Here is a 24,229-nt window from a genome sequence, read left to right as displayed (position 1 = left end):
ACCAGCATCTTACGGATTTCCACCATCCTGGGCTAGGGGGCGTGCCCCGTTTATTGCTGCGTGCGCCAAGATAGCGCACGCGGGGGGGGGGACTTACTCCAGGCCCAGCAGGGCGACGACGCGCTCGCGGCTGATGCCGACCAGCGCCGAACTGATCGCCAGCAGCGACTCATAGCCAGGCTGGCTGGCCTTTTGCGTGAAGTTTTCGGCCAGCGTATCCATGCTGACGCTCACTTGCACCGGTTGCGCCCGTGCCACCCGTCCCGTGGCCTGCGCCAGGGCCAGGCTGACGGAACTGCGCGCCGCCTGCAACCGCGCCAGCGCCTGGACCACTTGCTGCAAGGTGGCGCGCAGGGCTTCCATGTCGCCGGTATGCCATTCTTCCGGGGTAATGGCGGCCGGTTCCGCATCCGTGCGCACGCGGCTCATCTGGCCGGTCGGGTAGCGGATGCCGCTGCCGCGCACCGACAGGCTGTCGCGCACGTTGGCCCAGGCCGCTTCCGACGTGCTGAACACCAGTTCGCCATTCTCGCCCAGTTTGACGCCGATGCCGGACGGCATCAGTGCACGGTCGAAGCGGGAAACGATTTCATTCTCGCTCAGGCCAGGTTCGATATTCACAGAGCGCAAGGCCTGGTTCGCGCCGCCGACGGAAAAGGCCAGCACTTCCTGCGGGCCTTCCTGCAGACTGGCCATGGTCAGGCCGCGGATGCTGAAGTTCTGCTGTGACGCCTGCGGGCTGGTATAGCTGAGCTGTGCGTCCAGCGTGCCGCCCGAGGCGCTGGCGCGCTGGCGCCAGGTATTGCTGAACTGGCGTACTCTTGCCTCGACTTGCCCTTCGCGGCCCAAGCGCGCTGCCAGCTTGGCCGCCAGCTCGCTTTTCAGCGACTGCAACTGGCTGCTGCTGCGTTCCAGGTAGTCCAGGGTTTGTTGTGCGTTAGAAATTTCCCCCTGCAACTGGTGATCCCAGTTGCTCAGGCCGCGCTGCAGGCCCGCCGCCGACCTCCTTGCCGCCGGCGCCTCGCTGCGCGCGCTGGCGCTGCCGCTGATAGCGGCGGACGCGTCATCGACGACGCGGGCTGTGCCGGCGCCTTTGGCATTGACGCCGGAAGTGGAGGAGGTCTGAACGATTTGCATGATGGTCAGAGAAGATCAAACAGGGAAATAGTCCCAACCTTGGCGTAGGCTTTATAGGTTGCCTGCAGGGCCGTCTGGTAGCCGGTCAGTTCAATGGCTGCCGCACCCATGTCGGTCTTTTTCAGGTCCAGCAGGGCCGAATTGTTCGACAGCGACACATTGGCCAGGTTGCCGGAGAGCGTGGTGAGGATGTTTTGCGCGCCGCCGAAGATGGCGATCTTGCCAGAGAGTAAATCCATGCCGTCATCGGTGCCATCGAGCGCGGCGACCACCACGCTGCGCACGGCCGGATCGTTGGGGCTGACGCCCTTCGTACCGAGGGTGGTGATGGCCTGGTCGATCTTGTTCAGCCATACTTCCAGGTTCTTCACGTCTACGTTGGCCGCCTGTGTGACGCCATTGCCCACCACCACGGTCTGCGTGTCGGTATTGCCGATGTAGGTGTAGCGCGAACCTGCAGTTGCTGCCGGATCGTATTTGATGGCGGGTTGGTCGGTAGCGGTGCCGGAAAACATGTAGCGGCCTTCCTGGTCCTTCAGATTGGCCGTGTACAGTACGCTGTCGCGCATGGCGATCAGCGACTGCGTCATCGCATTTAGGTCGTCCGGCGCATTGCCGCCGTCGGCAGCCCACACCAGCAGGTCGCGCGCCTGGCCCATGTCGGTGACCATGCTCGACAGGTAGTTTTCGTTCTTCAGCAGGCGCACTTTCACCGTGGCGATATTGTCCTGGTATTGCGTGACCATGGCTTGCTCGCGCGTCAGGCGCGAAATGCGCACGTTGCCGATTGGATCGTCCGATGGCAGCTGGATGCGCAAGCCCGAAGACATTTGCTGGGTCAGGTAATTGATGCGTTCCTGATTTTGCTGAAGCGATATATTAATCAGCGATTGGTACTGGCTGCTGGCGACACGCATAGTCTTCTCCTTAACCCATCATTTGCAAAGTGGCATCAAACAAGGTGTTCGCCACGGAAATGACTTTCATGTTTGCCTGGTACATATTCTGGAATTCGACCAGATTCATCGCTTCCTCGTCCTTGTTCACGCCGCTGGTGGACTTCCAGTCGTCGATGGCTTGCGCGCGCACCGTGTTAGACGTCTTCAGCAGGGCCTGGTTCTGCTGGCTGTAGATAGCCAGCTTGCCGACGAGTTGCGTATCCGCATCGCTCATCAGGACGGAACCCACCCAGCTGACATTGATCGATTGATTCTTGATATCGATCAATTTTTGCAAGTTGCCGCTGTCGCCTGCCGCACCTGTCAGCGACAGGGCCAGGTCCTTGGCGTTGAAGCCGGGGGTAATGCTCAGCTTGCCGTTCGCGTAGGCCAGCAGGGGGCCGCCGGCGGCGCCAGCCATGGTCTTGCCCAGGGCCAGCTGCGCATTGACCTGGCTGGTCAACTGGGTGGCCATGTCTTGCAGCGACTGTTGCAGCGGTCTCAGGGTGTTTTGCTCGAACTCGCCCAGGCCGCCCATCTGGCCGCCGATGGCTGACAGATCGAGGTTGTACGAGGACTTGGCGAAATCGAGGCTCAGGGTTTGCTGGCCCGTGTTCGTCATGCCGCTGGTCAAGGTGCCGGCCAGGCTGCCGATGACCAGCGGCTGGCCCGACTTCAGCGAAATATTGCGCGAGCCGTCCGGCTGGTCGAGGACGTCGATGCCCATTTGCGAGGCCAGGCCGTCGATCAGCTGGTCGCGCGCATCCATCAGCGATGACACGTTCGTGCCCGAGGCCGTGGAGGTGCTGATGCGCTGGTTCAGCGCGGCGATATTGGCCAGGGTGGTATTGGCTTGTGGCACGATCGCTGCGCGTTGCTGCTGCACCGACAGCAACTGGTTGGCCATGACGGTGCTGATGCTGTTGAAGCGCTGCGCCATGGCGTCGGCGGAGGTGATGATCTGCTGGCGCAGTGGCGTCGAGGTCGGGTCAACGGCCGCCGCGTTGAGGGCGGCGAAAAAGCCGTCGATGCCGTTGCTGATGCTGGAGGCATCGTCGCCCATCACGCGCTCGAGCTGGGTCAGGTAAGGCTGGGTCTGCGAACGGGCGCCCTGGTCGGACGCGGCGCGCCACATTTGCTGGCTTTTATACGCATCGGCAAAGCGCAGCAGGGCGGACACTTCCACGCCATTGCCGGCCGAGCGCACGCCGGCGGTGGCGCCCAGCGATGACAGCAGCACGCCCTGGCGCGTGTAGCCCGCCGTTTGCAGGTTGGCGATGTTCTGGCTGGCCGCATTGAGTGCGGCCTGGGCGGCGATGCTGCCTGACAATGCATTGCTGATGATGCTCATTGGGCAAGTTTCTTTCGTGAAGAGTGTGGCGCGTGCGGGTGGGCAGGCATTGAATCGTTGTTACCTTGTACAGGCGACGCTTCAGACAGATTTATTAAGCGGCGCCGCAATATTGTCGGTCTTGACAGGGCTTTTGGCAGCCACGGGGGCGCCGGCCGCCGGCAGCAGCTGGCGTAGGATGGCGTCGGCGATGCCGAAGGCGCGCTGGCCGGCCATCTTGTCGGCCACCAGGTTGTCGGCCATTTCCAGCATGTCGTTGTTGATGGGGTCCTTGAAGACGCTGTCCTCGCCAGCCATCTCGCGCGTGCCCGAACGCATCTGGCGCAGCATGTGCGAGATAAAGAAGGCTTCGAACTTGACGGCCGCCTCGGTGGCCTTGGCCGCGTAGCGGGGATCGGCCGGCGTGGCCGCGGCAGGAGAGCGGTCGTCGAGCGCCGAAGGCAGGGCGCTGCTGCTGTCATTGATATTAAGCATCAGATTACCACCAGTTCGCCTTCGATGGCGCCAGCCTGGTCGAGGGCTTGCAAAATTGCCATGATGTCATCGGGCGAGGCGCCCAGGCTGTTGACCACATCGATGATAGACTGCAGTTTGGCGCCGGCCGGCCATTTGAACATATTGCCGTTGCCCTGGTCGACGGACACTTTTGATTGCGGTGTGACAGTGGTCTGGCCGCGGCCGAACGGCGCCGGCTGGCTCACTGCCGAGCTTTCGGAAATGACGACCTTGAGCGAGCCGTGCGTGACGGCAGCCGCCTTCACGCGCAAGCCTTCGGCGATGACTACGGTGCCGGTGCGCGAATTGAAGACCACTTTCGGGGTGTCGACACCCACATCGACGCTCAAGGCTTCCAGCTTGGCCATGAAAGCCACGCGCTGGGTCGGGTTTTCCGGCGCCAGCACGTCCACGCTGGTGGCGTCGCGCGTGGTGGCGACGGCACCGAAGCGGCGGTTCACGGCTTCGACGATATTGATGGCCGTCTCGAAATGCGGGTGGCGCAAGTTCAGGGTGACGGAAGGCCTGGTGGAAAAGTCGCTGAGAATCTCGCGTTCGATGTTGGCACCGTTGGGAATGCGGCCCGAGGTGGGCGTGTTGACGGTGACGGACGAGCCGCTCTTGCCGGTGGCGTTCAAGCCGCCGACGACCACGTTGCCTTGCGCCAGCGCATACGTTTCATTGTCGGCCGCGCGCAATTGCGTCAGCAGCAAGGTGCCGCCACGCAAGCTTTTCGCATCGCCCAGGGACGAGACGGTGACGTCGATGGCCTGGCCACGGCGGTATCCTGGTGGAAACACGGCGCTGACCATGACGGTGGCGACGTTCTTGCTTTTCGCTTCGGCACCGTCCGGCATCTTCACGCCGAATTGCTTGAGCATGTTGACCACGGACTGGCTGGAAAATTTTACCTGGGTGGTGTCGCCGCTGCCGTTCAGGCCCACGACGAGGCCATAGCCGACCAGCGGGTTGTCGCGCACGCCCTCGATGCTGACCAGGTTGCGCAGCACTTGCGCGGCGCTGGCGGGCAGGGACAGGCCGGAGAGCACGGCCAGCATGGCTGCCAGGGGCAGGGCGGAACGAAATTTCATGAGCTCACCTTAAAACGGCATCCATGGGCCGACGAAGAAGCGCGTCAGCCAGCCTGGTGTATTGGCTTCGGCCAGGGTGCCCTGGCCGGAATAGGCGATTTGCGCATTGGCGATGCGCAAGGACGATACCTGGTTGTTGGAATCGATGTCGGCTGCGCGCAGGTAGCCGCGCAGGCGCACGAATTCTTCGCCCTGGTTCAGGGTCAGCGTCTTCTCGCCTTGCACGCGCAGCAAGCCGTTAGGCAGCACTTCTTGCACGATCACGGTGATGGCGCCGGACAGCGCATTTTGCTGCGTGCTGGTCGAGTCGCCGGCGAAGTCGCGTTCGGCAGAGAGGTCTATGCCCGTCTTGGGGAAAGTCTTGCCGAGGATGTTGGCCGCTTTCACGCCGACGGACGAGCCCTTGTTGAAGGAGGTACCGGCCTTCTTGCTGGCCTGCGTGGTTTCCTGCAGGGCCACGGTGACGACGTCACCCACGCGGAAGGCGCGGCTGTCCGAGATCAGGTCCAGGCCCGCGTCAGGATTGAACACGCCGCCTCCCACGCCGCCGCGCGCAGCGCTGCGCGGCGCCACGGGCAGCGGCGTATCGGAAAAGCTGGGCGCCACCGGCGCGGCGGGCTGGCTGGCACAACCGGCCATCAACACCAGCAGCGCGGCCGCCGTGGCTTTCATGGCGCCTGTCATCAGCGTGCCGCTTGCGCCAGGTATTGCAGCATATTGTCGGCGGCCGACAGCACCTTGGTGTTCATTTCATAGGTGCGCTGGGCAGCGATCATGTCGACCATCTCTTCGACCACCTGCACGTTCGAGCCTTCCAGCGCAAACTGCTTCAGCTTGCCCAGGGCGCCTTCACCGGGACGGCCTTCGGTCGGCGTGCCGCTCGATGCCGTTTCCTGGAACAGGTTTTCGCCCAGTGCCAGCAGGCCCGTCGGGTTGATAAAGCTGGTCAGGTTCAGCTGGCCCAGTTGGGTGCCGTTGACATTGCCCGGCACGGTGGCCGTGACCATGCCGTTTTCGCCGATGGTGATCGCCGTGGCATTGTTTGGCACGGTGATCTGCGGCACCAGCGGCAAGCCCTGGGCGTTGACCATCACGCCGTTTTCATTGATGCCCAGCTGGCCGGCGCGCGTGTAGGCTGCTTCGCCGTTCGGGCGCAACACTTGCAAAAAGCCGTTGCCGGTGATGGCGACGTCGAATTCGCGGCTCGTCGTTTGCAGGCTGCCGGTGGTAAACACTTTTTGCGTGCCCACCATGTGCGTGCCGTTACCCAGCTGTACGCCCGATGGCGAGAGTGTATTGTCGGCGCGCTGCGTGCCCGGTTGCTGTTCGACCTGGTAAAACAGGTCTTCGAACACGACGCGGTCGCGCTTGAAACCGACGGTGTTGACGTTGGCCAGGTTATTTGCGATGGCTTGCAGTTTGGCATCTTGTGCCTGCACGCCGGTCTTGCTGATCCACATTGCTGGATTCATGTGTTGCTCCTAGTAATAGTTTGGCGTTGGGCTTAAGCGCCCAGCAGGCGGTTACCGGATTCCGTCATGGAATCGCTGGCCTTGAATACTTTCATTTGCATCTCGAAACTGCGGTTCAGGCTCATGGTGGCGACCATTTCCTCGACGGCCGAGACGTTGCTGCCTTCCAGATGGCGGTCGCGCAGGCGCACCGTCGGGTCAGCCTGCAAGTCTTCGCCGCTGCGCGCGACGATCAGGCCCGCCTCGTTCTTGGTCAGTTCGCCCGCTTCGGCGTTGACCAGCTTGAGTTTGTCGACAGTCTGCATTTGCGCAGTGCCCGGCACCTGGATGGAGATCGTGCCATCACCGCCGATCGACAGGCTGGTGTGCTCGGGAATCGTGATCGGGCCACCTTCGCCCAGCACAGGGCGGCCGTTGATGGTCAGCGCGCCCGTTTCATCGAGGTCCATGGCCCCGGCGCGCGTGTAGGCTTCGCCGTTTTGCCACTGTACCGCGAGAAAACCGTTGCCCGTGACGGCCACGTCGAGTTCGCGTCCCGTTTCCTTGATGGCGCCCGTGCGCGTGCCGACGGCGCTCGACTGCGTCTGCGTCATGTGGCGGTCGTCGTAGCCATAGCCGTTTTGTAGCGGCTGGGCAGTGGACACTTCCAGATTGGCGCGAAAGCCGCCCGTCTCGATGTTGGCCAGGTTGTTGGCGTGTACCTGCTGTGCCCGCAGGGCACGGTCGGCCCCGCTCATGGCGGTATAAATCAGCGCATCCATTGCTCTTTACCTTCGCGTATCGTGGATTACAACGCTTGCATCAGCGATTGCAGCATGGCGTTCTCGGTCGAGATGACCTTCGAATTCGCCTGGTAATTGCGCTGCGACGTCATCAGGCCCACCAGTTCGGAGGTGATGTCGACGTTCGACTGTTCCAGCGAGCTCGTCACCAGTTTGCCGGCCATGCCGACGCCCGGACGGTCATAGATGGCGGTGCCGGACGTGGTCGAGGCGACCCAGCTGGTATCGTTGACGGCCGTCAGCGCCCCTTCGTCTGGGAAGGTGGCCAGGGCGATCACGCCGATGCTTTGCTTCTGGCCGTTCGTGTATTTCGCTACAACGGAGCCGTCATTGGCCAGTTCCACGCCCGTGTAGGTGCCCGAGGCATAGCCATCGGCGCGGTCGGTCGAGGTGGTGGCTTCGCCCGCGAACTGGGTCGTGCCCGTGTAGTCGATGGCGATCGACAGCGCCGCGGCGCCGGGCGGCGTGCCCAGCGCCAGCGTGACCGCCGTGCCGGTCTGCAGCTTGCCGGACGTGTCGAAGGTCATGTTTGTCACCGGTGCCAGATCGGCGTTGTCGAGGGTGTAGTGCACGGTCACGCCCGTTGCCGTCTTGACAAAGTACTGGCCCAGCGAGTGCTTGGCACCCAGCGAATCGTAGACGATCGAGGACTTGGCGCTGTTGTAGCTCAGTTCATTGGTCTTGTCGAAAGGCGGGGTCTTGATAGGCCACTCGGACGACATGTTGGCGGCATACGCCAGCTTGGTCGACGCTTCTGCAGGAATTTGGCCCGTCGGAATGTTCATGTCGCCCATGGTGCCCAGGGTGGTGCTGCCCTTGACGGAGGCATAGCCCTGTACCAGGCGGCCGTTCGAATCGATCAGCTTGCCGTCATTGCTGGCCGAAAAGATGCCAACGCGGCTGTAGCTCATGGTGTTTTGCGCATCGCGCGCGACGAAGTAGCCGCGGCCATCGATGGCGGCGTCGAGCGCGCGGCCCGTGTTCAGCACGCCGCCATTGAGCGACATGCTTTGCGTGATCGAGCCGATTTCCGTGCCCGTTGCGCGCGAACCGGCGTACATGGCCGAAAAGTTGGCGCGGCTGCTCTTGAAGCCGTAGGTGCCGGCATTGGCGATATTGTTACTGGTGCTGTTCAACTGTTGGTTGATGGACTGGATACCGGACAGGGCGATGTCGAAACTCATGTTGACTTCCTTTAGTGAAGGACGAGATTAGTGTGCAGGAAACGAAGGGGCGAGCGGATCAGGCCGTCTTGCCGTTGAAGCCGGTGATCGCGCCAGGGTTGACTTCGCCCAGGTTCGACACGCTCAATATCATGCTGCCACCAGACGACAGGCGCACGCTGTTGAGTTTGCCTGCAATATCGACCGATGGTTTTTCGGTGCCGCTGGTGCTGACCTTCATGCTGTAGGTACCGGCAGGCAAGCCCAAGGCCACAGGATCGATGGTGAACGGCACCGTGCCGGGCGATTTGGCACCCAGTTCGATCTTGTATTCCTTGTCGTCCAGCCCTTTCAGGGTCACGGTGGTCTTGGTGGTGCTGGCGGCCAGCGCGATGGTGCCGCTGACCTTGCTCTTGTCGAGCTGCACCGTTTCGCTGTTGACCATGACTTCTGAGCCCACTTGCGCGCCCAATGCCAGCACCTGCATCGATTGCAGCACGCTGGCATTGGCGCTGGTCAGCGCCGACAGGTTCTGCATCGCTTCTGTTTGCGCCTGCTGCGTCAATTGATTGACGAACTGGCTCGGGTCGGTCGGCGCGAGGGGGTCCTGGTTTTTGATCTGCGCGACCAGCAACTTGGTGAACATATCCTGGGTGGCATTGCCTTGCGACTTGACGGCATTGTTGTTGCTGCCGTTGCCGCTGGTGTTGTTTGTAAAGAGATTGGTTTCCATGGATTATGCTTCACCTAATTTGAGGAGCGATTGCTGCATCGACTTGATGCGGCCCAGAACTTCGACATTTGTTTCAAACGCGCGCGACGCCGACATCATGTCGGTCATCTCTGCCACCTGATTGACGTTGGGGTAGAACACCATGCCATCGGCATTGGCCATCGGGTGGCCCGGTTCATACACCTTGCGCAGCGGCTCATCGCTTTGCACCACGTCGAGCACTTGTACTCTTCCACCGGCGCCGCTGGCACCGGGGCCATCCATCACGGCTGCAAACACGGGCTTGCGTGCGCGATAGGTTTCGCCTTCGGAACCGGCAACGGAATCGGCATTGGCCAGGTTGCTGGCGATGGTATTGAGGCGCACGGTCTGCGCCGCCATCGCCGAACCGGCGATCTTGGAAATATCCTGGAAGCTCATGCTGATCCTTATTGTCCGGAAATGGCCTTGGACAGACCCTTCAGTTTCATGTTGACGAAGGTGAGGCTGGTCTGGAAGTCGGTGGCATTCTGCGAGAACGCCGCCTGCTCGACGCCGATTTCGACGGTATTGCCGTCGCGGCTGGGGTGGTAGGGTACGCGGTACAGGGCACTGGCATCGTCATCGGTCGACAGCAGGCCGGCCTCGTTGTCCTGCAATTGCTGCAGGGCGCTGCCGAAATCCATGTCCATGGCCTGGAAGCCGGGCGTATTTTCATTGGCAATATTGGCCGCCAGCACGCGGGTACGGTCGGCACGCAGCGCGAGTGCATCAGCGTGCACGCCCAGCGCATCCTTGAAATTAATCCCCATGGTCATCCTTTGTATTGAATTCGATCGTGCTTTTTGCGGTTCGGGCTAGAAAATAGGTGGTGCAGAGGTAAAATCCCCGCCTGGTCATGTTGACGCATGGTAAGGTCATGCCGCTTCAGTATCTTTGATTAAGGTTAGCAATGATTCATTTCAACAGCATTACGATGATCCGAAACAAGGTGCCACTCCCTCATATACTGCTTCCTGGCCTATTTTTACTGACCAGCCTATATAGTAGTGCAGGTCGCGCAGAATTGCCAGCCGACAATATATTTTCGCGTGTGGAACAGTTGGCGCGAGAGCAATTGGCGCAGCAGGCAGGCAAGGCGGGGTTGCTGGAACCGCAGTTCCAGGTGGCCGTGGTGAAAAGCACGCGCCCCGTGCCTGCTTGCGCGGCGCCTGTTACCCTGGAAACGGCGGACAGCCGTTCGGCGCAGCGCATGCGCTTTGTGGCAGTGTGTCCTGGAAGCAACGGTTGGCGTTACGAAATGCTGGCGCGCGGCAGCATCACGGCCCAAGTCGCCGTCACCAGCGCGCCCGTCACGGCCAATACGCCGTTGCAGGCGGGCGACGTGACGATGGCGCGACGCGATGTGACGATGGTGCCGGACAGTATTTCCTCCCTGCCGGGCGCAGTCGGCCTGTCGAGCCGGCGCAGCTTGCGTGCCGGCGAAGTGCTGCGCCAGGGACAACTGGCAGCGCCCATGCTGATCAAGCGGGGCAGTGCGGTCAATATCGTGGCACGCAAGGAGCAGGTGGAAGTGAGCATGGCCGGCGAAGCGCTGGATCCCGGCGCGCTGGGGGAGGTGATCCGCGTGCGCAACGCCACCAGCGGCACGGTGATACGTGCCAGGGTGGTCGATGCGGGCGTGGTGGAACCGGCCGACATTAGCGGCCGTTAAGGAAGGTCAGTCTGCGGCGGCCGTGCGCTGCAAGCGGGTCGCCAGCTGCGTGAGCTTGGCGGCATAGTTGGGGTCGGTGGCATAGCCGCCGCGCGCCAGACCTTGCGCGAAGGCGCCCGCGTCGGTACCCGTGTTCAGGGCGGCGCGGTAGCGTGGATTGTCGAGCAACACCTGTGCATAGTCGCGGAAGGCGCTGGCCTGGTCCGGATAGCTGCGGAAGCGCTCGGTTTTCTTCAGCGCCGTGCCGCTGCCCGCTTCGTACTCGGTGGTGACATTGCTGGCCACATCGCCCTGCCATTTGCCGCCGGCCTTGATGCCGAACAGATTATTCGTGTCTGCCCCCGTGCCCTGGCGCAGCGGACGCTGGCCCCAGCCCGATTCCAGCGCGGCGTGGGCGGCGACAATTTCCGGCGCCACGCCCAGGCGCGCGCCCGTTTCTTGCGTCCACGGCTTGATCGAGGCGAGGAACTGCTGCTGCACTTCTCCGATCTCGCCACCCTGGTTGATACTGCCCAGTACATTCACGGGCTGGCTCTGCTCCAGGTAGGCGCGGCCTTGCGGGCTCAGGCTAGTGGCGTTGCCGCCACCCTGTTCGATGAAGCGGGCCACTTCGCCCTGTACCTGCTGGAAAACGCTGCCAAAACTGCCAGCGGCCACCGTGGCAGGGGTAGCGCGCATATTGCTCTGCACGGCGGAGGTGGCCAACGTCGACGGCGTCGCCGCCGTGGCGCGGGTGGTGGGGAAATCAGCCTGGCGCATAGGTATCTTCCTCGCCATGCAGCACACGCCGCATGATGCTGTACTGCTCTGTTAATAAATCACTGTTGCGGGCATTCAGGCGCTTGCATTCCAGCACCATCTGCTCCAGCGCTGCCCAGTCGGCCTCCGCCTTGCTGCGCGCGTCTTCTTGCAACAACGCAAACAATTGCGGCATATCGCCTTGCGGGCCCAGCAGGGCAGTGACCAGGCTGACGCGCTGACGGCGGCGTGCATCGAGGGGATCGACCGCGGCGATGACCTGGTCGGCCAGCGCCGTCAGTCTGGTGCTCTGGTGGTGCAAGGTGGCCTGAAATTGTTCTTCCAGCAAGGTTTTCAGGGCGGCGTAGCCGACGCTGTCGTCCGTCATGCCTTGCAGCACGCGGTGCACGGCTTCCTGACGCGTGATGCCCTTGCGCGATGCGGTCATGACTCACCACCGTGGAAACGCTGGATCAAGCCTGCCAGTTTTGCTGGATCGAATGGCAATTCGCCCTTGGCCAGCGCATCGCGCAGCATTGCCACGCGCTCGTGGTCGATCTCGGGCATGGCGCGCAGGGCGGCCATGGCTGGTTGCAGCACGGCCGACTGCAATTCCGCTCCGGCGGACGAGCCGTGCATGGCGCCTGCGGCGCCCGCGTTCTCGGCGATCGCCTCGGCTGGCGCGACGGCGCTGCTGCGTACGGCAGCGCCGGTATTGCCGGAGGAGATTTTCATACGTTGTCCCTTGCCCTTAATTTGCATGCTCATCGCGCTCCTTCTTTGCGGGCAGGCCCAGTTTTTCGCGCAGGCGCTGCAAGGTTCCCGAGTCCGGTTCACCCACTTGCAGCTCTTCGCCTTGCGCCTTTTGCCCCGCCATGCCAAACATGGCGGCGATGCTGTCGGCCTGGCCACGCGTCAATATTAACAGTTCGATGCGGCGGTTGATGCCGGCGCTGGCATTTTTCACGTCCAGCGGCGCGCGGTCGGCCATGCCCACCACTTGCAGCACGCTGTCCGGACTCATGCTGCCAATCAACAATTGCGCGCGCGCCGACATGGCGCGGTTGGCCGACAGGGTCCAGTTCGAATAGCCTTCATAGCCGTTATTGGCGTATTGCATCGAATCCGTGTGGCCGACGATCAGCATCTGGTTGTCCATCTGGGCGAAGACGGGCCCCATCTGGCGCAGCAGCTTGCGGAAACGGTCGGTCGGCACGGCGCTGCCGCGCACGAACATGCCTTGCTTGTCCGTATCGTGCAGCATGACGCGCAAGCCATATGGCGTGATCACCGATTGCAGATTGCTTTTCAATCCCGCTTCGTCGCTGAGCTTGTCGAGTGCGCGCGACAGGGACAGCAAGTCTTCCGGTGACTGGTAGCTGACCTTGGTCTGGTTTTGCGGCGCGGCACCGGCCTTGCCATCGTGCGTTTGCTTGCCTTCCGTGCGCGTGTCGCCCGTGCCCTTGCGGGGCATGGGGAAACGCTCGATCAGGCTGCCGCGCGGGCCGCCTTTCTGTTCCGGCATGACGCCCTGGCCTTCGCCCTGGCGGCTGCCTGCCGACGCGTCCATCATGATTTCCTTCATCGCCTGCTGCTCGCGCGCGGCCATCAGCCACAGCACGAGGAAGAGCGACAGCAGGGCCAGGCAAAAGTCGGCGAACGCTACTTTCCAGGCGCCGCCATGGCCATCGTCATCATGCTTGCGACCGGCACGCTTGATGATGGCCTGCTCATGTTTCTCATGCGGCTTTAGCACGGCGGCCTCCCCGGCCTTGGCCTTGCTCTTGCTCGGCGCCGCCATCTTCCAGCGCATTGATCCAGCTTTCCAGCTGGGCGAAGCTCGGCTTGATGTTCAGCTGCACCAAGCGGCGGCCTGCATCGATGGCCAGCAGGGGCGGCTTGCCCGCCACGTGCGTGACCAGCACGACCTTCACGCATTCCATGGTCGAACCTTCCTCGCCCACCAGCTGTTTCATCATGTTGCACATCGGATCGAGCACGCCGTAGCAAAAGAAGATGCCGATGAAGGTACCCACCATCGCGGCGCCCACTTTTTCCGAAATTTCCGCCGCATCGGCGCCGTCTGCCACGGAATTCATGGCCATCACAATACCCAGAACGGCGGCCAGAATACCGAAACCGGGCATGGCTTCGGCGATCTTGTGCAGGGACTTCGACGGTTGCAGCAGTTCGTCGTGAATGGCCTCCAGTTCCTGCTCCAGCACACCTTCGAGCTCATGCGCGTTGATCTTGCCCATCGCCATCAAACGGAAGTTGTCGACGATGAAGGCCAGCAGCTTCGGTTCTTCCAGCACCAGCGGATAGCGCTGGAACAGGGCGCTTTCGCGCGGTGCTTCGACGTGGGCGTCGAGCGCCTTCAGGCCGCCGGCGGCCGTTTGCAGCAGTTCATACATCAGCAGCAGCAACTGGCGCTGGAATTCCGAACCTTGCTTCTTGTGCGTGACGATCTTGCGCATCTGGTGCAGCATTTCCCCGAGTACATGCTTCGGGTTGCCCAGCACCAGGGCGCCGACGGCGGCGCCGATGATGATGATCAACTCGACCGGTTGCCAGATCGCGTGGACGGTGCCGCCCATCAGGGCGAAGCCTCCGAATACACACCCCATCACGATTAAGATACCGATAATTACCATGTCAACTGCCTTTCTGCGTCATTGTGCTACGTCAATTTGATTGGTGCTTCTGAAACTTTTGCTGAAACCTATGCGTCTTGCAGCATGGCTTTCATCTTGCCCAGCGCCGTCTTGTTCAACTGGCAGACGCGGGCGTCGCTAAGGTCCAGCACGGCGGCAATTTCTTTATAGCTCAGTTCGAATTCGTAATACATCTGGATCACGCGCTGCTCGCGTTCGTCGAGCGCGCGCAGGGCTTGCTCCAGGCTGCGCCGCACCATCAATTGCTCTTCCGGGCTCGGTGCGCTGTCGGCCTGGCCCAGGCTTTCCTGCAGCACTTCGTCGAAACTGACGATCAGCTCGGCGTTTTCCGCCAGCTGGTATTCCTGGAAAGCTTCCGGCGTCAGCTTCAGGGCGGCCATGATTTCCGCATCCAGCGGTTCGCGCCCCAGGCGCCGGGTCAGGGCGCGCACGCTGTCGCGCAGGCGATGGCTTTCCTGCCGCACTGCGCGCGGGCGCCAGTCCTGGCGCCGCAGTTCATCGAGGATGGCGCCGCGGATGCGCAGGCTGGCATAGCTGCCGAATGACTGATCCGGCACGCCGTAGCGGCGCAGCGCCTCCAGCAAACCCATCAGGCCGATCTGTTCCATGTCGTCGCGGTCGATGGCGCCCGACACCTGCGAATTGAGCTGGCGCACGATACGCTTCACCAAAGGGGCATACGCCACCAGATGTTGTTGCTCTTCGGCAACGCTGAGCACGGCCGCGCAAGCGCTGGCGGCGGCATATTCACCGGCGCCATACGCTTCCTGGTACTGCTCTACATAGGCCACGGGGTCTCCCACTAGGTCGGCTGGCGTGTTGGCTTATTCAATGATCAGCTTGCCGACCATGACTTCGGTGTAGGGTTTTTCCATCTGCTCGCGTTCATAGCTGACATTGAAGGCCTTGTTGATCTGCTCGGCATATTGCTCCACCGTCATGGTCTGTGCCTTGTCCATCGGAAAGCTCGACAGGGTGCTGACGGCGATCGAGCGCATCAGCGGCAAGTGGTCCTTGGTCAGCTTTTCCTTTTCTTCGGTGGTGGCGATCACCAGGTCGGCCGACAGATAATGCGTTTCGGTGTCGCCAGGTCCGCGGCGCAGCATCACGATGACCTTGTCCAGCGTGAGGAACTTGCGGGCCTTCTTGCCCGTGGCGGGCGGTGGCGGGGCTTTTGCGTCGGCAACCTCGGCATGGCCGGCGACCGGCTTGGCCAAATACCACATGGCGCCGCCAGCCGCGCAGGCGGCCAGCACGGCCACGGCGACAAAGCCGACTATCAGTTTCAGTTTCATATTCATCAGGCGTTCTCTCGCTCGTGCATGGCGTAAGTGGTGCTGGAAGAAGTGCCGGACGGCGTGCCGTCGGACAGGGCGCGGCCCGGCTCGGCGTCGTCCTGCTGGCGTCCCGGTTGACGCTGGCCGCGCGCATCGCCTTCGGCAAACGCCTGTGCGGCGGGGCTGCGCGGAGTCGCGCTGATATTCACGGCCACGTCGGTAAACTGGCGCTGTGCCAGGTCGCTGCGCATGTTTTCGCCTATGCCTTGCAACTGGCGCAACACCTCCGAGTTCGACGCCGTGACGTTCACCTGCAGCGCGCCGGCCGTGTGGCGGATGGAAATTTCAATGCGGCCCAGCATGGGCGGATCGAGGCGGATCGTCGCGTGTTCGCTGTTGCGCCCGATCTGCGTCTGCAGGCGTTCGCCCAGCGCTTCGCGCAGCGGTTCCTGCCATTGCTGAGCAGGGCCGTTGAGCTTGATGGTGTCGCCAGCCGGGGCCGCCGTGGCGGTATTGCCGACCGTGCCCGACAAGCCCAGGTTGGGCGTGGCTGGGGCCGGCGTTGCGGCGCCACGCTCGCCCTCGCGTGAGGCAGGGGCGGCGACGGCTGTCGCCGGCGCGCCTTGTTGCAGCAACGCTTCGAACGGCTGTGCCGGCGCGTTACCTTTTGCAACTGTCGCCGGATTGGCGGCGGCCAGCGGCTCGCGCGTGTCGCGCCCTGATGCCGGCGCTGGCGCCGTGGCCGGTGCGGCGAGGGTGATCGCCGCAGGATGCACGCTGATGTTGAGTGCCGGGTTGGCTTGCGCGACATTCGCCTGCACTGGTGTCTGTACTTGCGCCTGGGCAGCGGCACGCGCCTCGGCTGCGGCCGCGTCCGTCGGCGGCATCGTCACCGGCAGCATCGCCACCGGCAAGCCAATGAGGGGGGCGGCCATGGCTGGCAGGGCGCTGTCGGCCTGGCTGTCGCTGTCGCTGTCCTTGGCGGGTGCGGGCGTGGGTGCGGGCGTGCCGGCATCGGCCGTTTCCACGGCCGTCACATCGAGCACCTGCGCAAACAGGGGCAGGGCGGAGGCCGCGGCGCCATTGCCGGCATAGCCTGGCGCACCTGGCGTGCCGGGAAAGGCCGCAGCCTGCTCCGACGCTGGCGCCGGTGCTGCTGCAGTTGCCGCTGTGGCTGCCGGTGCCGGAGCGGCGGCCGCCGTGTTGAAGTTCATGATCATGCTTGATACCCTTCAGAGTCGTATTCGCCGAGCGCGGCGTAGGCGACCCAACCTTCTTTATTTGCCTGTAATGCACCCAGGTGTAAGCCCAGGCGTTCTTTTTCCTCAGAGCAAATTTTAACCGCTTGCGCGTGAATTTTGCGCAATTGCAACAATTCTGCGTGTTCCAGCGCAGTCCATGCACCCCGTTCGGCCAAGAGCGGGATGTTTTTCGCCAGGCCGGCCGAGAGTTTTTCCATCGCATCCCAGTCCGGTTGCGCGATTGCCGCGCTCAATTGCCGGCTCAGCTGCTGCAGCGCAGCGCGCCTAGGCATTGTTGGCCTGCACGCCTATCCAGCCGCGCTTGATGGTGGTCATCAAGGTCGTTACTTCATCGATCAGGGTCGGGTCGAGCTTGATGCCGGCCGTGTACAGGCGCGCCACGCAGTAGTCGTACAGGCGGGCCAGGTTGACCACCACCTCGCCGCCATTGTCGAAATCGAGCGAGCTCGACAGACCGTTGATGATCTGCGTGCATTTATCCAGGCTGATGGCCTTCTGTTCGTAGCGTTTGCCCACGATATGCCCGCGCGCGCGCGCCAGTTCTTCCAGCAAGCCATCGGTCAGGACCAGTACCAGTTCCACCGGCGAGGCGCGCGAGGTCTGGGCATCCAGGTTGACAGCATGGTAATTGCCGTAAGCTTCATTGTTTAACATTATTTCTTCTCGCTATGTTAACGTGCGGCGGCGCGGCAGGCGCATCCGCCTTAGGATTTATTGTTGCTGAACATGGCATCGAACATGTCGGACGTCTTGCTCATTTGTTCCTGCAATACTTGCAGGCGTGTAAATTGATCGAGGAAACGTTTGTATGCCGTGTCATATTGGGCCGTGAGGCGCTCTCCGCTCTTGACCAAGCTTTTCTGCAGCTTGTCCGTGGCGGCCTGACGCTGGGTGATCTGGCCCTTGGTGATATTGCTCCACTGGCCCAGTACCTTGTCCAGGCCACCGAGCACGCCGGCAGGGGCGGACAGACTGTTGTTGCCAAAAAGCTTATCGAGGCCCGTCGGGTTGTCGGCCAGCTTGGCCGTCAGCTTGGCGGTATTGAGGCTGATTGTGCCATCGCGCTGGGCCGTAATGCCGTAGGACACGAGCGATACGCCATTGACGTTCAGGCGCAGGGCGTCGCCCATGCTGCTGCGCAGGGCATTCAGACCGGAATCATGGGCGAAGATGCCCGCAGCGATGTTCTTTTCCGGGTTGCCGGGACTGGCCAGGCCATCCATCAAAGTTTTCAGCTTGTTGTAGGCATCGACGAACGCTTGCACGTTGGCGGCGGTGCCGCTGCTGTCGGTGGCGACGGTCAGCGTCACGGGCGCTTCGGCAGCCGTCATGGCGCGGGTGAACGTGATTTTCACATCCTGCACGTTGGTGAAGGTATTCGACGCTTGCGTGATGGCGGTGCCGCCGGGTTTGCCGCCCAGCCAGACGATGGCGTCGTCGGCCTTGACGACTTCCTTGATGTTGGCCGGGGAAATCAGCGCGCCTTTCAGCGCGACGTTGGCCACGCCACTGGCGTCGAGCGTGGCAGCGTTCGCGATGCCCGTCGCATTCGACGTCAGGATCATTTGCGCGGTGCCGCCGATGGTGACGATGGAGGCTGTCACGCGGGAATTGTTCTTGCTGTTGCCATTGATGGCGGCAGCGATTTCCTGTGGTGTCAGTGTGCCGTTGCCATCCTTGTCGGCGGCGGCAAGGTCGATGTCGAGCGTGTTGTCGCCCACGCCATCGCCAATTTTCACTTTCAGCGTACCCGTGCCATCGGCGGTATTGACGCTGCTCAGGCCGCCATACGACATCTGGCTGGCCGTGGCCAGTTTCTCAACAAAAAAGGAATAGGTGCCCGGCGTCGCATTGATGCCGGCCGTGGCAGAGCCGTAGCCAGCGGCCGGGAAGGTGGCAGACTGGCTCAGCACCGATTTGCTGCCGGTCATGGCCGACATGGCGCTCTGGAAGGTCGAGATGGCCGACTTCAGGTTACCCAGCGCCGTGCTGGTGTTATTGGCCAGCGCCGTTTGCGCCGCCAGGGCAGCTTTCTGCCCTGCGACTGCCTTGGTCGCCAGTTTCTCCGCCGTTGGGATCGGATCGTATTGGGGTGCAGTAATTACGTTTGCCATGCCAGACTCCTGAATAAAGGGATATACCGGTACAAGGCGACCCCCATTCCCGTTTTGTGAAGTTTTCCTGAAGGAAACTTATACAAACCTCATTTTACCTGCCCGCGGAACCAGAATTGCGTCGCCAGCTCATCTTGCCGCTTGGCATCGACACGCTGTTGCTCATTTGCAACATGTTTTTGTTTTTGCGTCAGCACCTGGTCCAGCACTTCGCGTTTGGCCCAGGCCGTATTCAGGGCGCGCTGCGACACGGCCATGTTGGCTTCGTGCAGGTGCAAATCGGTACGGTGCTGGTCGGCCATCTGCATCACGGCTTGCTTGAAGTTGCCGCAGTTGACGGACAGGGCCAGGGGCAGGGCGCCGCTGGGGCCGCTATCCGTGTACAGGCCCGTCAGGCGCTCCAGGTTTTTCTGGTAGCGCTCGCGCACGGCCGTCTGCGCCGCCATGTCACTCTGCAGGCGTTCCACTTCAGTGCTGCGCAGGCCGACCAGGGTGGTCAGGTTGCGGATGGTATGCGCGTCGCTCACATATGCTCCTAGGCCATGATCTGTTCAAGTTGGGCTATGCACGGTCCCATCGGCGCCTCTTCCTTGGTGCCCTGGCACAGGAAGGCTTCAATGGGGGCGTGCAGCTGTACGGCGCGGTCGGTAATCGGATCGGCGCCCGGCACGTAGGCGCCCAGTGGGATCAGGTCGCGCACGCGCGCATGGCGCGCCATCGACGCTTTCAGCGCGCGCGCCGCCTGCATGTGCTCGGGCGTGATCACCTGCGCCATGCAGCGGCTGATCGAGGCGGCGATGTCGATGGCGGGGTAGTGGCCCCGCTCGGCCAGTTCGCGCGTGAGCACGATGTGGCCGTCGAGAATCGCGCGCGCCGTGTCGACCACCGGGTCTAGCTGGTCGTCGCCTTCGGCCAGCACCGTGTAGATGGCGCTCATGCTGCCGTCAGGGTGGGCGCCATTGCCGGCGCTTTCCACCAGTTGCGGCAGGTTCGAAAAGACGGACGGCGGATAGCCGCGCGTGGCCGGCGGCTCGCCCAGGGCCAGCGCCACTTCGCGCAAGGCCATCGCATAGCGCGTCAACGAATCGACCAGCAGCAGCACATGCTTGCCCTGGTCGCGGTAATGCGCGGCAATCGAATGGCACAGTTCGGTAGCCATGATGCGCATCAAGGGCGATTCATCGGCCGGCGCGATCACCAGCACGGCTTTCTTCAAACCTTCGGCGCCCAGCGATTTTTCCACGAATTCGCGCACTTCGCGGCCCCGTTCGCCGATCAGGCCGACGACGACGACATCGGCCACCGTCTGGCGCGTGATCAGGCCCAGCAGCACGCTCTTGCCCACGCCGGAACCGGCCATCAGGCCCACGCGCTGTCCCTTGCCCAGGGTCAGCATGCTGTTAATCGCCCGCACGCCCACGTCCAGCGGTTCGATGACGGGCTGTTTCTTCAGGGGATTGATTTTCGGCGGCGTGACTTCCAGAATGTGTTCGCCACCGAGGCGGCCCAGGTCATCGATCGGCTCGCCCAGTCCATTCACCATGCGGCCCAGCCACGACGGGCCGATCTGCAGGCTGGCCTTGTCGGGCAGGGGCAGCACGCGGGCGCCCGTGGTCAGGCCCGTGGCTTTCTTGAAGGGCATCAGGTAGGACAGTTTTTCGCGGAAACCGACGACTTGCGCATCGAGCCACTCCCCGCTCACAGTTTCAATTTGACAACGCTGGCCCGTGTGCAGACGGCAGCCGGCGCTTTCCAGCAGCAGGCCGGACGCGCCGACCAGGCGGCCGGTGGGCGTCGCGACCGGAATGTCGCCGATCTCGAAGCTGCGCAGCGTGTCGGCGATCATGCAGGCGCGCCCTGGTCCGCGTGTTCGGCGGCCAGCGCCAGGTGGCTGCTGACCTGTTCCATGCAGGCCGACAGGCGCTGGTGACAGCCCGCGTCGACTTCATTGTCGCCCGCCTTGATGCGGCATTCGCCCGCGTCGAGGCGGGCATCGGCGATCAGGTTCCAGCGCTTGGCGCGCTTCGGATCGAGTTCGCTGATGCGTTTGAGTTCTTCCGGATTGAGGAAGACGTCGATTTCTTCTCGCGTGGGCGGCATCGAGGCGAGGGTCTCGTCGACCAGGGCCAGTAATTGCACCGGTTGCAGCGCCAGTTCCGCGCGGATCACCTGGCGGGCCACCTTGGCCACCAGGTCGACCACTTCCTTGCGCTGTGCTTCGCGGTAATCGGCGCGCACTTTTTTCAGGTCGCGCAAGATGGCGTCGACGGGGCGCGCCAGGCGGTCCAGCGCCACCAGGGTTTCATTGCGGCCTTCTTCGCGGCCCTGCGCCATGCCATCGCTGCGCCCGGAGTCGTAGCCGTCCTGCTGGCCTTGCACCAGGCCCACTTCGTAGCCGTCGCGCTGGCCCTGCTCGAAACCTTCCGAGACGGACGCCTGCCACTGGCCATCCGTATCCTCGTTGGAGGCGCGCTGGCCGGCGGCGATGAATTGCGACAGGGGCGGGAAACGATACGAGCGGAAGTGTTTCATTCGATCACCGCTTCAGCAAACAGTTGCACTTCGATCTCGCCCGCATCGGCGAGGCCTTTGACGGTGGCCATGATTTCCTGGCGCGTCTGTTCGATACGGGAGAGGGGCACGGGGCCGGAGCGGCGCATCATGTCTTCGAAGCTCTGTGCCTGGCGACGCGGCATGGTTTTCAGCACGGCGTCGCGGATCGACGGTTCCGCGCCCTTGAGGGCGATGGCCCACTGTTCCATCGGCACGTCTTCCAGGATGCGTGTGAGCGTGACATCGCTTTGCGTGGCCAGGATCAGGAAGTCGTACATGCTCAGTTCGATTTCCGAGACGACGTCCGGGTCGTGTGCGCGCAGCAGTTCGACCAGCGCGGCGCGGTTGCCCGGCATGCGGTTGAGGATTTCGGCGGCCTGGCGGATGCCTTCCACGCTGGTGCTTTGCGTGTCGAGCGTGCCCAGGCAGCGGCCTACCAGTTCGTCGAGCTCGACCAGCAGGTCGCGGTCGATTTCGTCCAGGCGCGCCAGGTTCAGCAAAACCAGGTCGCGGCCTTCGACGGGCAGGGCGTCGAGGATCTGGCCTGCCAGCGCGGGCGGCAAAAAGGCCAGGAACACGGCTTGCATCTGCACGTGCTCGTTGACGATGTATTCGGCCAGCCATTTTGGCGAAGCCCACTGCAGGCGCGCCATTTTCGGACGGATCGCGTCGCCATAAATGTTGTTCAGCACGCTGTTTGCGATATCGCTGCCCAGCGCCATGTCCAGCGAGCGCTTCAGGTAGCTGCGCGAGGCGCCGTGCACGCCGCTTTGCTGGCGATAGTCGTCGAAGAAGGTCTGCATGGCCGTTTTCACGGATTCGACCTTGATACCGCTCATGCGCGACATCACTTGCGTGACTTCCAGCAATTCTTCGCGCGACAGGCAGCGCAGCACGTTGGCTGCCTGCTCTTCGCCTATGCTCAGCAGCACGATGGCGGCCTGTTCCACGGGATTCAGGCTGACGCTTTCGTACTCAGCGCCGTCGGAGGGATTATTGTTGTTGAGTTCGGCCATTTTTCTGCATCCATTGTTTGACGACTTCGGCGACACGCTCGGGTTCTTTTTCAGCCAGCACTTTCAGGTGATCGACCATCACGTCGACCGCCGAGCCTGGTGGCGGCAAATCATAATTTTCCAGCAGGGGCACGACTGGCATGTTGCCAGCGCTGGCCTCGCCTTCGAGCGCCAGCGGACTGCCATTCACGCCAAGGGCTGGCGCGCCAGCGGCGGCCACGCCATTCGCGCCGGCGCCGCTGCTGCCGCCCAGTGCCAGGGCAGGATCGAGCTGTTTCAGTGCCGGCGGCGCCAGGCGCGTGGTCAGCAAACGCATCAGCGGACGAAGGATCAGGAAGTAGCCGAGCACGGCGCCCAGGGCGTACAGCAGCCAGCTGCTGAAATCGACAACGGTGTCACGCTCTTCCCACCACTGCGCCACGGGCGGCTTGGCAGGGAAGGTCAGCGCAGTCAGGCTCAGGCTGTCGCCGCGCTGGGCGTTGATGCCCAGGCCGCTGCTCAGCATTTTTTCAATATTGCCCAGTTCGGCAGGGGTCCAGCCGGTTTTCGGATTCGGTGCGGCGGCGCTGTTGAGGACAACGGCGACGCTGAGTTTTTCCAGGCGGCCACGGCTGCGCTTGATCTGCGTGATGCTGCGGTCGTAGGCGTACTGGCGCGTGGTGGCGTTCTTGCGGGCCGTGCCATCGTCGGACGGCCTCGGTGCTCCGTCGGCCGGCGCGGCGCCTGCTGCATCGGCCGGCGCCGGCACGGCGGCCGCTGGCGGACGGTTCGACAGGCTGCCCGGGATGCCGGCCACGGTGCGGTTGCGTTCCTGCTCTTCACGCATCGCTTCGCTGGTCACTTTCGGGGCTTCGCCGTATTTTTCCAGCGTTTCGTCCACGCGGTCGTTGTTCACGGCGGCCGTCACGCTGAGCTTGAAGTTGTCTTCGCCGATAACGGGACCGAGCAAGCCCGTGACGTTGCGGCGGATTTCATCCTGGAAACGCTTCGCGCCTTCATTGCCGGCGGCCGACGCATCGAAGCCGTCCGTCAGGTCGACGTGCGAGGACAGCAGGTTGCCGCCCTGGTCGACCAGGCTCACGCGCGTAGGCGCCAGGCTGGCAACGCTGCCGGCCACCATGTTGATGACGGCGGCGATCTGTTCCGGCGCCAGGGTGCGGCCCGGTTTCAGCGCCACGACGATCGAGGCGGACGATTTGTCGCCGTCGCTGGCGACGAACGACGTCGACTTCGCAATCGACAGATGGACGCGCGCCGAAGCGATCGCGTCCATCGTCATGATGCTTTGTGCCAGTTCGCCTTCCAGGCCGCGGCGGAAGCGTACGTCCTGCACGAATTGCGATACGCCCAGCGGGTCGTTCTTGTCCATCAGCTCCAGGCCTGCCGGCAGTTGCGCCGTCACGCCCTTCGAGGCGAGCAGCATGCGCACCTTGCCCAGCATTGCATCGGGCACCAGCACCTGGCCACTGTCCGGATGCAAACGGTAGGGGATATGCTCGGCGTCCAGGGTTGCCATCATGTCCGTCACGGCCACTTTTTCGCGCGCGCCAAACACCGGCTTGTAGTTGGCCTGGTCGCGCCAGGCATACATGGTCACCATGGCGGTGATGCCGATGGCCAGCACGACGATGGGAACCAGGTTTTTCAGCAGGGCGGGCGGGATGGCGGGCTGGGCACCAAGGCGCCAGCGCGCAAATGCGGACTTCATGGGGGTAATCACTTGGGGTAACTTTCGCTGG

Annotated in this window: 29 protein-coding genes; 1 reads left to right on the top strand and 28 read right to left on the bottom strand. The window is 62.9% G+C overall.

Annotated features, from left to right (window positions below):
- Positions 1 to 93: 93 nt before the first annotated feature.
- The 12 genes from ACQ4WZ_RS11650 to flgB form a co-directional block, all read right to left on the bottom strand.
- Positions 94 to 1,137: a hypothetical protein gene (locus tag ACQ4WZ_RS11650; protein WP_436573465.1), complete on the bottom strand. Its 1,044-nt coding sequence runs from the start codon at positions 1,135 to 1,137 to the stop codon at positions 94 to 96.
- 5 nt (positions 1,138 to 1,142) lie between these two features.
- The gene (flgL, locus tag ACQ4WZ_RS11645; protein ID WP_436573464.1) at positions 1,143 to 2,054 is read right to left on the bottom strand and encodes a flagellar hook-associated protein FlgL; all 912 of its coding nucleotides are present in this window, start codon (positions 2,052 to 2,054) and stop codon (positions 1,143 to 1,145) included.
- A gap of 10 nt (positions 2,055 to 2,064) precedes the next feature.
- Positions 2,065 to 3,426, bottom strand: coding sequence for a flagellar hook-associated protein FlgK (gene flgK, locus ACQ4WZ_RS11640; protein ID WP_133992196.1), 1,362 nt, complete (start codon positions 3,424 to 3,426; stop codon positions 2,065 to 2,067).
- A gap of 81 nt (positions 3,427 to 3,507) precedes the next feature.
- The gene (locus tag ACQ4WZ_RS11635) at positions 3,508 to 3,900 is read right to left on the bottom strand and encodes a rod-binding protein (RefSeq protein WP_436573463.1); all 393 of its coding nucleotides are present in this window, start codon (positions 3,898 to 3,900) and stop codon (positions 3,508 to 3,510) included.
- On the bottom strand, positions 3,900 to 5,012 hold the full coding sequence (locus tag ACQ4WZ_RS11630) for a flagellar basal body P-ring protein FlgI (RefSeq protein ID WP_101480807.1): 1,113 nt from the start codon (positions 5,010 to 5,012) through the stop codon (positions 3,900 to 3,902). The genes ACQ4WZ_RS11635 and ACQ4WZ_RS11630 overlap by 1 nt, the downstream gene beginning before the upstream one ends.
- A 9-nt stretch (positions 5,013 to 5,021) precedes the next feature.
- Complete coding sequence (gene flgH / locus ACQ4WZ_RS11625) at positions 5,022 to 5,684, bottom strand: flagellar basal body L-ring protein FlgH (RefSeq protein ID WP_166674808.1); 663 nt, start codon at positions 5,682 to 5,684, stop codon at positions 5,022 to 5,024.
- A gap of 11 nt (positions 5,685 to 5,695) precedes the next feature.
- Positions 5,696 to 6,484, bottom strand: a complete 789-nt coding sequence (flgG, locus tag ACQ4WZ_RS11620) for a flagellar basal-body rod protein FlgG (RefSeq protein WP_180338421.1) — start codon at positions 6,482 to 6,484, stop codon at positions 5,696 to 5,698.
- A gap of 32 nt (positions 6,485 to 6,516) precedes the next feature.
- On the bottom strand, positions 6,517 to 7,245 hold the full coding sequence (locus ACQ4WZ_RS11615; RefSeq protein WP_133992194.1) for a flagellar basal body rod protein FlgF: 729 nt from the start codon (positions 7,243 to 7,245) through the stop codon (positions 6,517 to 6,519).
- 26 nt (positions 7,246 to 7,271) lie between these two features.
- On the bottom strand, positions 7,272 to 8,450 hold the full coding sequence (locus ACQ4WZ_RS11610; RefSeq protein WP_133992192.1) for a flagellar hook protein FlgE: 1,179 nt from the start codon (positions 8,448 to 8,450) through the stop codon (positions 7,272 to 7,274).
- Between the two features lie 58 nt (positions 8,451 to 8,508).
- Entirely contained in the window at positions 8,509 to 9,162 is a 654-nt protein-coding gene (locus tag ACQ4WZ_RS11605) for a flagellar hook capping FlgD N-terminal domain-containing protein (RefSeq protein WP_436573462.1), read from the bottom strand.
- 3 nt (positions 9,163 to 9,165) lie between these two features.
- Positions 9,166 to 9,582: a flagellar basal body rod protein FlgC gene (flgC, locus tag ACQ4WZ_RS11600; RefSeq protein ID WP_034757795.1), complete on the bottom strand. Its 417-nt coding sequence runs from the start codon at positions 9,580 to 9,582 to the stop codon at positions 9,166 to 9,168.
- Positions 9,583 to 9,590: 8 nt separating this feature from the next.
- A complete protein-coding gene (gene flgB, locus ACQ4WZ_RS11595) occupies positions 9,591 to 9,953 on the bottom strand; it encodes a flagellar basal body rod protein FlgB (RefSeq protein WP_034758109.1) in 363 nt (120 codons plus the stop codon).
- Positions 9,954 to 10,207: 254 nt separating this feature from the next.
- Between flgB and flgA the strand changes: the two genes are divergently transcribed.
- Positions 10,208 to 10,855, top strand: a complete 648-nt coding sequence (gene flgA, locus ACQ4WZ_RS11590; protein WP_101480813.1) for a flagellar basal body P-ring formation chaperone FlgA — start codon at positions 10,208 to 10,210, stop codon at positions 10,853 to 10,855.
- A gap of 6 nt (positions 10,856 to 10,861) precedes the next feature.
- Here flgA and ACQ4WZ_RS11585 read toward each other — a convergent pair whose 3' ends face one another.
- The 16 genes from ACQ4WZ_RS11585 to fliF all read right to left on the bottom strand — a co-directional run bounded on the left by ACQ4WZ_RS11585 (position 10,862) and on the right by fliF (position 24,198).
- On the bottom strand, positions 10,862 to 11,614 hold the full coding sequence (locus ACQ4WZ_RS11585; RefSeq protein WP_101480814.1) for a glycoside hydrolase family 73 protein: 753 nt from the start codon (positions 11,612 to 11,614) through the stop codon (positions 10,862 to 10,864).
- Complete coding sequence (gene flgN / locus ACQ4WZ_RS11580) at positions 11,601 to 12,041, bottom strand: flagellar export chaperone FlgN (RefSeq protein ID WP_101480815.1); 441 nt, start codon at positions 12,039 to 12,041, stop codon at positions 11,601 to 11,603. Before flgN ends, ACQ4WZ_RS11585 begins: the two co-directional genes overlap by 14 nt.
- The gene (gene flgM / locus ACQ4WZ_RS11575; protein WP_101480816.1) at positions 12,038 to 12,328 is read right to left on the bottom strand and encodes a flagellar biosynthesis anti-sigma factor FlgM; all 291 of its coding nucleotides are present in this window, start codon (positions 12,326 to 12,328) and stop codon (positions 12,038 to 12,040) included. Before flgM ends, flgN begins: the two co-directional genes overlap by 4 nt.
- A 16-nt stretch (positions 12,329 to 12,344) precedes the next feature.
- A complete protein-coding gene (locus ACQ4WZ_RS11570) occupies positions 12,345 to 13,406 on the bottom strand; it encodes a flagellar motor protein MotB (protein ID WP_101480817.1) in 1,062 nt (353 codons plus the stop codon).
- A complete protein-coding gene (gene motA, locus ACQ4WZ_RS11565; protein ID WP_034757817.1) occupies positions 13,333 to 14,247 on the bottom strand; it encodes a flagellar motor stator protein MotA in 915 nt (304 codons plus the stop codon). The genes ACQ4WZ_RS11570 and motA overlap by 74 nt, the downstream gene beginning before the upstream one ends.
- A gap of 68 nt (positions 14,248 to 14,315) precedes the next feature.
- A complete protein-coding gene (locus ACQ4WZ_RS11560; RefSeq protein WP_436573461.1) occupies positions 14,316 to 15,059 on the bottom strand; it encodes a FliA/WhiG family RNA polymerase sigma factor in 744 nt (247 codons plus the stop codon).
- Between the two features lie 33 nt (positions 15,060 to 15,092).
- Complete coding sequence (locus ACQ4WZ_RS11555; RefSeq protein ID WP_436573460.1) at positions 15,093 to 15,569, bottom strand: flagellar basal body-associated FliL family protein; 477 nt, start codon at positions 15,567 to 15,569, stop codon at positions 15,093 to 15,095.
- Positions 15,569 to 16,759: a flagellar hook-length control protein FliK gene (locus tag ACQ4WZ_RS11550; protein WP_436573459.1), complete on the bottom strand. Its 1,191-nt coding sequence runs from the start codon at positions 16,757 to 16,759 to the stop codon at positions 15,569 to 15,571. Before ACQ4WZ_RS11550 ends, ACQ4WZ_RS11555 begins: the two co-directional genes overlap by 1 nt.
- A gap of 2 nt (positions 16,760 to 16,761) precedes the next feature.
- Positions 16,762 to 17,040 (bottom strand): hypothetical protein, encoded by a 279-nt coding sequence (locus ACQ4WZ_RS11545; RefSeq protein ID WP_436573458.1) that lies wholly within the window; start codon positions 17,038 to 17,040, stop codon positions 16,762 to 16,764.
- Between the two features lie 31 nt (positions 17,041 to 17,071).
- Positions 17,072 to 17,461 carry a flagellar export chaperone FliS gene (fliS, locus tag ACQ4WZ_RS11540; protein WP_436573457.1) on the bottom strand — a complete coding sequence of 130 codons (390 nt, stop codon included), beginning with the start codon at positions 17,459 to 17,461 and terminating at the stop codon, positions 17,072 to 17,074.
- Positions 17,462 to 17,511: 50 nt separating this feature from the next.
- Positions 17,512 to 18,921 (bottom strand): flagellar filament capping protein FliD, encoded by a 1,410-nt coding sequence (fliD, locus tag ACQ4WZ_RS11535; protein ID WP_436573456.1) that lies wholly within the window; start codon positions 18,919 to 18,921, stop codon positions 17,512 to 17,514.
- An 89-nt stretch (positions 18,922 to 19,010) separates the two neighbouring features.
- Positions 19,011 to 19,448, bottom strand: coding sequence for a flagellar export protein FliJ (fliJ, locus tag ACQ4WZ_RS11530; RefSeq protein WP_096235040.1), 438 nt, complete (start codon positions 19,446 to 19,448; stop codon positions 19,011 to 19,013).
- A gap of 8 nt (positions 19,449 to 19,456) precedes the next feature.
- Complete coding sequence (gene fliI, locus ACQ4WZ_RS11525; protein WP_436573455.1) at positions 19,457 to 20,767, bottom strand: flagellar protein export ATPase FliI; 1,311 nt, start codon at positions 20,765 to 20,767, stop codon at positions 19,457 to 19,459.
- Positions 20,764 to 21,453 (bottom strand): flagellar assembly protein FliH, encoded by a 690-nt coding sequence (gene fliH, locus ACQ4WZ_RS11520; protein WP_077403169.1) that lies wholly within the window; start codon positions 21,451 to 21,453, stop codon positions 20,764 to 20,766. The genes fliI and fliH overlap by 4 nt, the downstream gene beginning before the upstream one ends.
- Positions 21,450 to 22,490, bottom strand: a complete 1,041-nt coding sequence (locus ACQ4WZ_RS11515) for a flagellar motor switch protein FliG (RefSeq protein WP_035818015.1) — start codon at positions 22,488 to 22,490, stop codon at positions 21,450 to 21,452. The genes fliH and ACQ4WZ_RS11515 overlap by 4 nt, the downstream gene beginning before the upstream one ends.
- Positions 22,468 to 24,198, bottom strand: coding sequence for a flagellar basal-body MS-ring/collar protein FliF (gene fliF / locus ACQ4WZ_RS11510; protein ID WP_101480823.1), 1,731 nt, complete (start codon positions 24,196 to 24,198; stop codon positions 22,468 to 22,470). The genes ACQ4WZ_RS11515 and fliF overlap by 23 nt, the downstream gene beginning before the upstream one ends.
- Positions 24,199 to 24,229: the final 31 nt, after the last annotated feature.

The organism is Janthinobacterium darwini, assembly GCF_051380905.1.
In the GTDB taxonomy this organism is placed as follows: domain Bacteria; phylum Pseudomonadota; class Gammaproteobacteria; order Burkholderiales; family Burkholderiaceae_D; genus Janthinobacterium.
Note: the sequence above shows the minus strand (reverse complement) of the source record. Positions and strands in the feature narration are given on the sequence as shown.